Origin of the sequence: uncultured Capnocytophaga sp. (assembly GCF_938029845.1) — a bacterium.
GTDB lineage: Bacteria > Bacteroidota > Bacteroidia > Flavobacteriales > Flavobacteriaceae > Capnocytophaga.
Genome location: NZ_CALHGG010000139.1, coordinates 17,763 through 30,656 on the forward strand (window position 1 = coordinate 17,763; position 12,894 = coordinate 30,656).

Here is a 12,894-nt window from a genome sequence, read left to right on the forward strand (position 1 = left end):
GATGATTGCTGTATTTTGGAGTTGCAAAATTACTATATTTTATTGTAATGAGAAAATTTTTTTTAAATAAGTTAGTGATTCATGACAAGTGATTCATGACAAGTGACAATTAACAATTAAACATAGACAATTAACCATCAATCATTAACAATTAACAATTAACTTTCGTATCTTTGCCCCCTAAATTAATTTATAAGAAAATGAAGAAATTAGGAATTATCCTGCTTTTAGCAGGTACTGTTGCTTTCGGTCAGAATAAGAAAACGGGTTGGGATGCCGCCAAACTCAAAGGAAAAGTAAAGACATACCGTATAATGGATTATCGCTTTGATGAACAAGGAAAACCTTTCAGAGGTAATTCGGAACTGCTTACTGAATTCAACCCTAAGGGACGTACGACCAAGATGCTAATTAATAACAATGGGGTAATCATGTCCTACCATGACACCTACAATGACCAAGGCTACCTGATAGAGTCTGTCTCCAAAGATGAGGATAACAAAACACTCTCCACTAACCTCTACGAATATGACAAGGAAGGTAATCGTGTGCGTCATGACCTCCTAACAGACAAAGGAGACATCTTTATGAGTACTTTCTCTAAATACAATGAGAAACACCAACTTATAGAAAAATCCAACTGTGTAGGGGGTGTATGTGACGAAAAGAGCATTTTCACCTATGATGACAAAGGCTACCTTATCCAAGAGGATAAATACAAAAAAGACGAACTAGCTGCTAAGACCCTTTACAAAAATGATGACAAAGGAAACCCTCTAGAGCGACTCACTTACGATACCTCTGGCAAACTCCTAAGAAAGGTAACCTCCACTTATGACAAAGAAGGCAATGAAACCGAGAATGTAGTCTACAAAGAGGATGGTACCATTGCTCAAAAGAAAAACTACACTTATGAATATGATAAGAAAAAGAACTGGATCAAAAAGACAGAAAGCGAAAATGGGGAACCCTACCTTATCATAGAACAAAAATTCGAGTATTATAAGTAATCATTAAGATTAATTAAAGAGGCTATCCATTGTGGATAGCCTCTTTGCTATTTTAGTTACTACTGACCTACTGAATTATTTCTTTGTTTAGTCCCCAATTTGTTAGTGAACTCATTTTATTTTTCAAAATAGGCTGCTCCTATGAGCAGCCTATTTTAATTTTAGAATTACCAGCCTGGATTTTGTTTCCAACGACCTTTTTCAAAATTGATATCGGTAGCAGGGATAGGCCAAGTAAGTTTGTAATTGCCAGCAGGTATATTAAGCTGATGATACTCCTGAGCTGGAGAAGAGAAAATCGCCTCTACATTCTGTGGAGTACCTCTGACTACGCCTAAGCCCCAACGCTTGATGTCATATAAGCGGAAGCCCTCAAAGGCTAATTCGCGATTACGCTCATTCTGTATTTCGGCAAAGAGGGCATTGCCTGTTGCTGTGATAGGAGTTACCCCTGAAATACGTGCTGCTCTAAGCGTGTTAAGATATACCTTAGCATTGGCTTCGTCTCCATTTCGGTAAGCCGCTTCAGCAGCAATGAGGTATTGCTCAGCTATACGGAACAATTTCGGCTTGTGCATATAAGTAGGTAGCCCTGAAGAATTAATCTTTAGGTCATTATTATCTGGATACTTGGTTACCAAATAGATATTCCTATACACAGTGTTTCCATAATCAACAAAGAGCTTTTGGAAATAGATACTTTTTCTATAATCAGTATCCTCAAACAAATCCAGAAAAGTCTGGGTAGGAATATAGCTTGGATTATAGAGAAAACGACGCAAACGATAGGAGAAGTTATTAGCGCCTATATAGATATCATTGGACTTGGGGAGTTCATCACTTATTCCTAAGGTATAACTTGTAGGAGCTTTGGCAAAGAGTTGTACTATACTTTCTTTGTAATCATCTTCTTTCCAAATAGCCTCCAAAGAACTCTCTGAAGTAGCCAATGGATAAGTACCTGCATCAATAAGGGACTTGGCTGTGGCATAAGCTGCTGCCCATTCTCCTTTGTAAAGGAGTACACGTGCCTTCAGTGCTTTAGCAGCATCCACAGTGAAAGTGGTAGCGCCCTCTGTTCCTGTGGTTGTGTCCAATAACTGCTGAGCACGAGCTATGTCCTCCAAGATAAACTCATAGGTTTCTTTGAGTGTACTGGGAGCAGGAAAATTCGACACCTTGAACTCTCTTAGGATAGGCAATCCATAAGTGGATGAAGCATCATAAGCCCCACAAAAGTGCGTTATCAAATAGGTATAATAATAAGCACGCCCTAAGTAGAGTTCTCCTAAGTTACGCTGTATTTGAGCTCGCTCTACGCGTTCTCTTTCTTTGGATATAGGCACATTGGGGATTCCCTTGAGCGCTACATTAATATCTTGAATCGCCTTGTAATAAGCCATCCAAATTGCTGCAGTAATACCATTGGAAGAAGTAAAATTCGTCCAACGGTGTAGTTCAGGAAGCACTTCGTTATTACGGCGTACCGCATTGAGGAAATCAGCTTGTACGTCGGTACTATACATAGCATTTCCATAAGTGTTTTCCCTAAGCCCATCATACATTCCATTGATCCAATACTGTGCATCCTCTACACTAAGGAAAGAGTTCTGTTCACTCAGGTCATTAAAAGGCTCTTGATCTAGCTTGACACAACTCTGTAAGGAGAGTCCCGCAAGTATATATAGTGGTAATCTGTTAAATATCTTTTTCATTGCTTTTTAAAATTTAAGTTCAACCCCGAAAGAAAACTGACGAGAAGGTGGATAACCTCCTAAGGATATAGGATTAGAGAATTCTGGGTCTGGCCCTTCGTATTTGGTAAGTGTAAATATGTTACGAGCCGTTCCATAGAAGCGTACTCCGTCAAAGAAACCTACTTGCTCGATAACCTCCTTAGGGAGACTATAACTTAGGCTGATACTCTTTAAGCGAAGAAAATCGGCATTCTGTATAAGACGAGAATCTCCTGAATAGATGAAAGTAGCTTCGGTAATTTTAGGATGACGAGTGTTATCTCCTGTTGTTTTCCAATAATCAAAGGCCTTACGACTTATATTTCCTGAAGCAAAAGTACCAGGGTTCTCACTATAACGCATATCATTATTCACTTTCCAGTTACCTACAGTGAAAGCAAAATTCATATCCAAAGTAAATCCACGATAGGTAACAGTCCAACCGAAACCACCATTGAGAGGCGCATGCATCTTCTTACCAGTGGTTTGTGCCAAATTGGGATTATAAGTGGTAGTTATCTGATTATCATCGGTCTGTGTTTCCATTTTGTCCGTTCCAGGAATATACCACTGTGTAAGTCCTGTGTTAGGGTCTATTCCTTTGCGCAATACAGCAGTGTATTCCAGAGGACGACCTACCTTAAAGCCTAGATTACTATTGAGACTCACCAAGGATTCTCTTCCTTCAAAAATCTCTGTTATTTTCTGCTGGTTATAGTTCATATTGAAGTAAGGACGTACACTTAGGTTATTCCCCTCATCATAATACACACGAGAAGAGATACTTACATCAATACCTTGGTTTTGCATACCTCCTGAGTTGGTATAGATCTGAGAGCGTCCGCTAGTAGAGTTATTATCTCGGTAAGCGAGTACATCATAGGTACGGCGGTGATAATACTCCACATTGACAGAAGTGTTATATAAAAGTATAGCATTGATTCCTACACTTGTTTTCTTCTGTTCTTCCCAACGTATATCAGGATTTCCTATTCTACTTAGGGTATAACCTATTTTTGAATCATACAACAAAGAAGGACTCACTACGTTGATATTGCTATAATTAAGTCCTCCTGCATTTCCAGAAATCCCTGTACTAAAACGCAAGTTAAGGTCAGTAAGCCATTTTACCTCTTTTAGAAAGGCTTCTTTCTTAACCTTCCACATAGCCCCTACTGCCCAGAAATTGGCATAACGATTGTTCTGTCCAAAGTTAGAGGAACCATCACGACGACCTGAAAGGTCTAAGAAATAACGATTTTGATAATCATACTCCAAACGAGAGAAATATGAATTGAAAGTACTCACTGTCTTGCTATCTCCTGTTGCTACTTCCTTAGTTCCGTGAGAGAGCATAGAAAGTCCATCGGAAGGCTGTCCTGCGGTACGTGATTCCAATGCCTTACTAATATTCTCAATAGATTCTTGTCCCAAAAGAGCTGTAATGTTATGAGAGTCTCCTAGCATAAACTTGTATTCCAAGGTATTGGTAAAAGTTTTTCTATAAGATTTGTCTTGAGACACTTGTGTGTTGGCTTCATTCTCATAACCGAATTGATAGTCGGTAAAAGAGCGTAAGCGTTTCTGTACCGTTTCTCCTTCGCTATATTGTACCCCTGCTTGCGTCTTGAATACTAAATTCTTGATAGGTTCAACCATCATATATCCTATCGGCATCACATCGGTTCCAGCAGAAGCATTAGGTTGTTTTTCTGCTTCATACTCAGGATGATAGAATCCTGTAGCGCGCCCTGTAATTCCTGTGATAAAGTTCTTACGGGTACCATCGGGATTGGTAGGGGTATACAGAGGTAAGGCGAGTACTCTTGCCCCTGCTGTAGAAGAGCGTCCGCCCTCTGTTTCAGTATATCCTACCGAAAGAGAAAGTCCTGCCTTAAGCCAACTATTGATACGGGTATCTAAGTTAGAGTTAAGATTGTAACGGTGATAATCCACTGAAGGAGCTGTAGACCCCTCTTGCTTTAGATAGCCTGCTGAAAGGTAATATGTTGTAGAGGCTGTACCCCCAGAGATAGAAACATCGGTACGGGTGGTAGGTACAAAGTCACGGAAAAATACTTTGTCCCAACGTGTATTATAAGGATTCTCTGCCAAGATCTTCTCAATAGCTGCCTGAGTCTGTGCTGGAGTACTACCTGAGACACCTGCTGCAGAACGAACTGCTGCAGGGTCACGTTGTGCCCAGAAATCCAAATATTCACGAGGAGTCATCATATCTTCAAAAAACTTACGGCTAGCACTAGTTATGGCGTTGAACCCCACTTGGTGGCTGATGCTTATATTGGTACGTTCGTTGTATTTACCACGTTTGGTGGTAATAAGTATAACCCCATTGGCAGCACGTGAACCATAGATAGAGGTAGAAGCTGCGTCCTTGAGTACAGTAACACTCTCTATGTCATTAGGATTGATATCAGTCATGACACTAGAGCTTACCTGCATCCCATCTACTATATAGAGTGGTGTCTGGTTAGAAACACTCCCTTGTAGGGCTGACTGAAAGTTGTTAAACCCATGAATCAGTACACTGGAGGTAGCTCCTGGGCGTCCTGATCCTGTGGTAACGACCATACCCGCTACACGTCCTGCGAGTGCATCCATGGCATTGGCATCGGGGGTACGGGCAATTTCCTTACCTTGTACAGTCGCTACCGAAGCTACCGTACGACTTCCCACCTTGGGAGCACCATAGCCTGTGAAAACAAGTCCTGTGTCTATCTCCTGTACATCGTCCTGAAGCACCACATTGATCACTGAAGTTTTTTTAGTTACGGGCTTCTCCACAGGTTTCATCCCTAAGAAAGAATAGTAGAGTACATCGCCCACATTAGCTTGAATCTTGTAAGCCCCCTTATCATCAGTGGTAGCCCCTCGGCTAGTTCCTTTGATAAGAATATAAGTACCCAAGACAGGTTCCCCCTGTCCGTCTTTTACCGTTCCTGTAACGGTAACTTCTTGCGCTAAAGCCGCTTGGACAGCTATGATAAACAACGCAAATACATAGAAAAACTTTAATCTCATTTCTGTAATTTTGAGGGGGCAAATATCCTGAAAAAAAACGAATTTTCCAATTTTTTTTCAAATTTCCATCAATTTACCGATTAACTAATTTGCTAATTTTCCAATGCGTTGATTTGTCAATTTGCCAATATGTCCATGAGCTAATGTACCTATGTGCTTATCTCCTTTTGTAAAGTAATCTGCATCAAAAGCTAAAAAGTCATCATCCTTATTAAGTTAAGCCACTATAAATTACACATCTAACGTAGAAGGCGGAGGACGTGAGCATATTTTTAGCCTTATAGTATCCTTATAATACCTATTTGCTACATGATCTCTGTTCATAGGCAACTCAATCAAGGCGATATCCTTGTACAAGTTATCCATAATATAAGAGTACTGACGAGAAAACTTACGGGTTTTGGTCATTTGTTTGCTGCTCCTATCATCATTCTTAACACAAGAATGCTGACGACAAACCTTACGGGGCTTGGTCGTATGATAGGAAGGTTTTATGATCGGATGGTTTGGCTCTTGCTGAGAAGATTTTGTCTTTTTCTCCCAAAGAGAGGAGGATACTAAGAGGGTTGGGGTATCTTTTTTGGATTGGGTGAATTGAGGTTGAGCTGGTGTAGAGGCTGGACAATCATGTGTTGTACTAATAGATGTTGCCAATTTTCCAGTATTAACTTTTCGCTCTCCACTCTTTTGAAACCTTCCTTCCAACCGTATAATAAGACGAATAGCCGCAATGCTTTGACTGATGGTAGCCACCACAGTCTTCCCATTGCTCTCTATCGGCTCACGACGTGCATATGTCCAAAGTATTTCTAAAGCTTCCTCCATAACTACTTAAGTAAAAAGTAAAAGGTAAAAAGTAAACCATCTGCTAATCTTTGTAAGACGCTATAAAATCGTTTTCTACATATTGATTAGTGTCAATGATTAACAACTACTAAGACGCTGCAAAATTACAACATTTAGAATGGGGAAGTCAAGGAAAAAGCCTGTGAGAAGTAAGAATTTATACGATAAAAAATAATGTTAAGTATTTAACAAACGTCAGCTCTTTATCAGACGTCAGTGGTCAGACGTCAGAAGTCAGCCTATTGTGACTAACCTCTGACATCTGACCACTGATAACTGTCAACTGACGCCTGACCACTGATAACTGGCATCTGACGCCTAACCACTGATAACTGGCATCTGACGCCTGACCACTGAAAACTGTCAACTGACGCCTGACCACTGAAAACTGGCGTCTGACTACTGAAAAACTAATATCTGTAAGTAAGATTTAGGTTGAAGTAACGACCATTACCACGAGCGTATTCGGCATCGCGGGCTACAAGCATGGAAGCAGGGGTATAATACACCTTATCAGCGAGGTTCTCCACCCCTAAGCCCAAAGATAGATTCTTATTGAAGGTATAACCCGCACTGAGGGAGAAGAGATCTATAGGAGAGACTACCCCTTCGCCTTCGGTATATACTCCTTTGTTATCTGGAGCAAAGCGATCACGGCTGCCTGTGTGTAGGTAGTTCACTTGAAGGTAACTCTTAGCGGTTGGGGTAACCCTTACATAAGCACTTGCCTTAGGCGCAGGAATGGAAGTACCACTCATATAGCCGTCCCATGGACCATCTCCGGTAGATTTCTTTTCTCCTTCAAAGGAGATAAAGCTACCACCAAGGGTAAGCCAATCGGTAGGGAAGATATCCGCATTGACCTCAAAGCCATATACCTTTTGTGGGCTTCTATCCACCACCCAGAAACCACTTACCGACTTGAGATCACTACCAAGTTTGGAATAGGTGTAGAAATAAGAGCCACTCAAGTGCACATATTTACCTATTTCGGAATAAGCCCCAATCTCATAATTATCCGTTTTGACAGGTTCAGTGTTGATCTTAGAAAGCACATCGGCCTTAGCAGCACGAAGGGTACGACCTAAGTCAAAGATAGAAAATCCTTGAGAATAGGAGGCAAAAGGCTGGAAATATTTGATTTGGTTGTAAGCGATCCCTACATTGGGAGAGAGGTTGTTATAGGAGAGTTCCCCACCTTTTACATAGACACGAGGATCGGTATTTTTAAGTCTAAGTACCTGATAATCTGGTACAGCTACATCTATATAATCATAACGTAGTCCTGCCTTGAGTACATAGTGGTTGAAGAAAGTCGTTTTGGTTTGCAAGAAAGGAGCTGAGTTGTAGGAAGTCAGTTCAGGCATCCAGTAACGCCCATCTACAAGGGGCTGACTGGTCTTATCAATCAAGGCATCTATTCCATAGAGTAGTTGGGTAAAGATGTTTTCCCCAAAGAGCAATTTGGTAGTAAGTTGGGTACGAACCCCGTATTTCTCTCCTCTTACGGTTGCTTGTCCGCTAGAGCTTTCCCATCGTGGACTTTTGGCATTATGCTTGCGATAGTCGAAGATGGCGTACTGGTGTTGGGTAAAGGCGGAGAGTTCCAAGTCGGTATGGGCAAAGATATTATTGGAATTGAACTTCACGTAAACATTGTGATTGTAGCGCATCCCCTCATCCTGAGCAGCTGGATCCTTGCTACCATAGACTCCAATACGAGGGCTCTGCAAATACTTTCCTCCAGAGGCAACCAAAGGAGTATGTTGCAAGCTCTGGTAAAAGTTATACATCGCCTCCACTTTGTTATCCTCATCAAACTGGTAACCAAGCTTTATAAGACCATTATAGGTACGTACATCGCCCAAACCATAGCGCGGAGAGATATACTCCCCTGATCCATCCACAGCTGAACCTGTCTGTGTAAAAGCTCCATCCAAAAGGTAAGAAAAACCCTTGTAGTTACCTGAGAATTGCTGATTGAAACGGTAGCCAAAGCCCCTGTTTTCCTTGAAAGAATCTCTGCCCGAAGCCCCTAAGGAAGTTTGCCCGCTGAAGGCTACCCCTTTAGGTGCTTTCTTGGTTACAATATTCATAATCCCACCTATGGCTCCATTCCCATAAATAGCCGTAGAACCTTTCACTATCTCAATTCGCTCTACTGCCGCAGGGTCTATAGAGCGTATATCACGGTCGGTAGAGCGCAAGGGCGTAGATTGAGGAATCCCATCAATAAGCACTAAGAGTGCACGCCCGCGTAAGTTCTGATAGCGGTTGTTAGTCGTATTGGTAGAGAGTGCCATGGCTGGCTCAATCATTCCAATAAGGTGCGACATATCGGGCGCGATCTTAATAAACTGTTGCAGTTTCTTTTGGTCAATAATCGTCACATTCGCCACCGCATCGGTTTTCTTTTCCTCTATACGATTGGCAGTGATTACTACCTCTTCCAGCCCTAAGGTATCACGCTCCATACTGAGCTGCTGTGCATAGCCCGTAAATGTTAAGCCTAAGGCCATAATTACCATTTTCTTCATATAAATAATTTACATATTCAGGGTGCAAATATAATAAATTATTTAGAAATAAAATAAATTAATTTGTCAATTTGTCAATTTGTCAATTTGTCAATTTGTCAATTTGTCAATTTGTTGATTTGTCAATTTGTTGATTTGTTGATTTGTCAATTTGGCTCATTGTCTCATTGTCTCATTGTCTCATTGTCTCATTGCCTCATTGTCTCATTGTCTCATTGTTTAATGGGTGAGTAGAAATAACGATGTTCATAGATAAGTTGGTATCCTCCTAAGGCTTTATGTCTGTATACTTTTTTAGAGAGAATGGCATTCTTAGGCTTCCGATTTTTATCATTTTGCATCCATTTGTCTAAAACCTCCTCATAGAGAATATCAGGGGCATAAGTATATACCCTCTTTTCTTCTTTTTTAAGTCCTATATTGGAATCTCTCAATTCATATAGTTCTAATTCATGGATATTTCCTAGATCATCATAAGAGAGTTTTTGCTTGTCTTTATATCCATCTTTTCTCATAAACAGCATTTCTATAGCCTCCCCTTTTCTATTATACCTCACCTGAGGGACTACTTTTTTCTTGTTGGTCATCTCTTGCATGGAGAAAAGAGGCCATTCTTCAGGAGGATCATAGCTAATACCGCCCCAACCTTTTTCAGTACTTTCTCTGCCCTCATTTCTTTTGAGATATAGCTTTCCATCTATATTTTCAAAATAGAAGGTTCTACGGGGTTGCCAGCCCCCATTTTTATTTTTATCATATATTCTCTGCTGAATTTCCGCTCCCCTATATACATAATGGATCATCTCGTGCTCGCGCCAGTCATCAATATCTCGGTCATACTTATAAACTATCCTACTTAACAAGCTATCTTGCGGGCTATACTCACATACATACTTATACTTATCCCTCCATTTTCCTTTTATCTCATCTATCATGGTAACTGTCCTTGTCTTGGGGTCATAGGACTGATGGAAGGTCTTATATACATATTCTATTTTGTCAGAATAGAACTGGATTTGCTGAATACTATCCAATTGCCAGCGCTTCTGCTGTGCTTGTAAGGAGAAACAAAGCAATAGAGAGATTATTGAAACTAGCTTCATATCAATTTAATTTGTCGATTTGTCAATTTGTCAATTTGCCGATTTGTCGATTTGTCAATTTGTCGATTTGCCGATTTGTTGATTTGCCGATTTGCCTAATTAGCTCATTGGCTCATCAGCTCATTGGCTCATTGACCAATTGACTCATTGACCAATTGACTCATTGGCTCACTAGCTCATTGACTCATTGACTCATTGGCTCATCGACTCATCGGCTCATTGGTTAATTGTCTAACTTGCTCATCGGTCAATGGACTCATCACCCCTTCGCCACCTAATTCGGCAAGCCAATAGCCCTGGGCATTCTTAAAGAGATAGAAATTAGTGGTAGGAGTTGAATCAAAACCACAGCCTTTCCAATACCCCACATAAATAGCCAAAAGCTCCACCTCCTTGTTTGGGAATAGCCTTGTGGTACCATAATAAAAATAGTCCTTATCTGCCAAAAAGCCATTGGGAGCCGCAGCTAAGGTAGGTGTATCATACCCCTGAACAACCCATAGCTTTTCTTTCTCTCCCCATCTGTCATAATAATACACTTTGTCCTTATCCTTATAGAAACCACTGCCCAAACCTACAAAGGTATTGGCATCTGCCTTCTGAGGTGTTTGAGCAACGTATATCCTATTGTTAGCTTTGTACAAATTATATGCAAAGGTATCTTGTATTTCAGCCTTTTTATTCGTAGCATTATTCACCAAAAATAATTTCCCCTCTTTGAGATCTTTTACTTGTTTTGGGGTCAGATTAGGAAAATAGTCTTTTTCTCCGAAAGGATAAAAAGCCTGATTGAGATAGATTACATAGGCTCCCTTGTCAAAATCATAGAAAGTATTCTTTCCCAGCAGAGGAGGTTCTGTATAATGAAAAGGCATTTTTTCCTTACCATTGTAATAAATACCTTTTTTATCGTATTTAAAATCTGATTTAGGAAGCATTCCAAAGGTAGGAGCATCGTAGTTTGTTTTGTAATCAGCCTCTGAATAGACCGTTTTCCCATCGGAGATATACTTACTATTTACTTGGTCAAAAACACGTATATTAGCAAAGTTTTTCTTTTCTATAGGCGTCTTAGCTTTTCCATAGAATATATGATCTTTGTCCATAGCATAGTACCTTGAAAGGGGTCTAAGTGTCTTGGCATCAATACCCTCCACCTCTATCCACCTGAGTTCTTCACCTATAGCAAAAGTAGGCGTATATAGCACATATTCTGAGGTTTTAAAAAGTATATCGTTTATATTTTCTATTCTTTGTCCTTTGTAAGAGACAGGCTCTCCCCTATGGTAGGTGTTATTTTTATCAGAGATTAGTTCCAAATAATTATGTGTTCTCACAGAAGGGCTATGAGAACCTACTATCTTCTTTTCGTAATAATAGAGGTAGTTCTTATCCTTGAAATAACAACCATTAAAATACTTTACTGCCTCAAAGGAAGCTGGGTCAGCCACCTCTATTTCTTGGGTACCTAAAAAAGCCTTTTGGTTGGTACGCCATAGATAATCCTCCCCCTTATAGACGCCTCCTTCCCCTCTGGGGCGTTCCTTCTCCCCTACTACCTTAAATCCTGTAGTATCAATAGGAAAGAAAACACCTTGGTAATAAATACCATTTTTATCCATCGCAAAGCCGTCTCTTTTGACCTGAAAAGAGGACATATCCGCAGAGAATTCACGGCGTGTATCATAGGTCTGGTATATCAGCCTATTGGGGTTTAGGATATATCCCTCTACATATCGGCAACCACTATTCCTCTTTTGCAGTGCTCCTAAGCTACTCACCTTAGTAATATCGGTAACTTGTAGGGGTTCTTTTTGGGCAAAAAGATAGAGGCTTGCACAAAAAGAACATAAAAATAATATAAAATGTCTCATGATAGTTTTGAGTTTTGAGTTTTGAGTTTTGAGTTTCGAGTTGCTATTGTTGGTTTAATAACTTACTGGCTTGCTCATTGGTCAATGGACACATTGCCCCTTCACCACCTAATTCGACCAACCAATACCCCTGGGCATTCTTAAAGAGGTAGAAATTAGTCTCAGGGGTGGGATCCATACCATCGCCTTTTTTTCGACGATACCCCTTATAAATAGCCAAAAGCTCCACGTCCTTGTTTTGGAACAGCCTTGTGGTATCATCATACCAATAATTTTTATCAGCTAAGAAACCGTTGAAAACTGCCTTTAGAGAGGCGTTGTCATAGCCTTTTACAACTACATATCGGTGCTCACTCATCCAACCATATTCGTAATTATCATACCACTCCTTATAAAACAAATGATAAATCTGTCCGTTATGCCTCCAAAAAGAATAAGTAAGCTCCTCAAAGCCTGTGGTATCTATTTGCTTATTGTCTTGGGAAGGGAATAATTCCCTTAAGGGTGTGTTTCCTTCTTTGAGCAACGCTAACTGCTGGGGGCTGAGGTGAGGTACATAGAGGCTATCTTCAGAAGTCTTATAATAAGCCTGATCCTCATAGACAAATAGGCGCTGATTATTCATATAGAAAAGGTTTTTCCCATACTCAGGGCGGTTTGTATAGCGAAAAGGTAGTTTATAGTCCCAATCATACACCCCATTCTTATCATACTGATAGTAATAATGCCCTGGAACAATCCCAAAA

The 12,894-nt window shown here is 40.3% G+C and carries 7 protein-coding genes and 1 pseudogene; 1 reads left to right on the top strand and 7 read right to left on the bottom strand.

All coding sequences use genetic code 11. The annotated features are described in order from the left end of the window. The first annotated feature begins 200 nt into the window (after positions 1-200). The gene (locus Q0625_RS09960) at positions 201-1,010 is read left to right on the top strand and encodes a hypothetical protein (RefSeq protein WP_298826563.1); all 810 of its coding nucleotides are present in this window, start codon (positions 201-203) and stop codon (positions 1,008-1,010) included. 167 nt (positions 1,011-1,177) lie between these two features. On the opposite strand, the gene Q0625_RS09965 is transcribed toward Q0625_RS09960, so the two are convergent. The 7 genes and pseudogenes from Q0625_RS09965 to Q0625_RS09995 form a co-directional block, all read right to left on the bottom strand. Further along, on the bottom strand, positions 1,178-2,725 hold the full coding sequence (locus Q0625_RS09965; RefSeq protein ID WP_298826566.1) for a RagB/SusD family nutrient uptake outer membrane protein: 1,548 nt from the start codon (positions 2,723-2,725) through the stop codon (positions 1,178-1,180). 6 nt (positions 2,726-2,731) lie between these two features. Beyond that, positions 2,732-5,788 (bottom strand): SusC/RagA family TonB-linked outer membrane protein, encoded by a 3,057-nt coding sequence (locus Q0625_RS09970; RefSeq protein WP_298826569.1) that lies wholly within the window; start codon positions 5,786-5,788, stop codon positions 2,732-2,734. A 231-nt stretch (positions 5,789-6,019) separates the two neighbouring features. After that, complete coding sequence (locus Q0625_RS09975) at positions 6,020-6,613, bottom strand: hypothetical protein (RefSeq protein ID WP_298826572.1); 594 nt, start codon at positions 6,611-6,613, stop codon at positions 6,020-6,022. Between the two features lie 431 nt (positions 6,614-7,044). Then, positions 7,045-9,171, bottom strand: coding sequence for a TonB-dependent receptor (locus tag Q0625_RS09980; protein ID WP_298826574.1), 2,127 nt, complete (start codon positions 9,169-9,171; stop codon positions 7,045-7,047). Between the two features lie 212 nt (positions 9,172-9,383). Next, positions 9,384-10,274: a hypothetical protein gene (locus Q0625_RS09985; RefSeq protein WP_298826577.1), complete on the bottom strand. Its 891-nt coding sequence runs from the start codon at positions 10,272-10,274 to the stop codon at positions 9,384-9,386. Between the two features lie 200 nt (positions 10,275-10,474). Next, entirely contained in the window at positions 10,475-12,148 is a 1,674-nt protein-coding gene (locus tag Q0625_RS09990) for a DKNYY domain-containing protein (protein WP_298826580.1), read from the bottom strand. A gap of 43 nt (positions 12,149-12,191) precedes the next feature. After that, positions 12,192-12,894: pseudogene (locus tag Q0625_RS09995) on the bottom strand (DKNYY family protein); the annotation flags it as partial.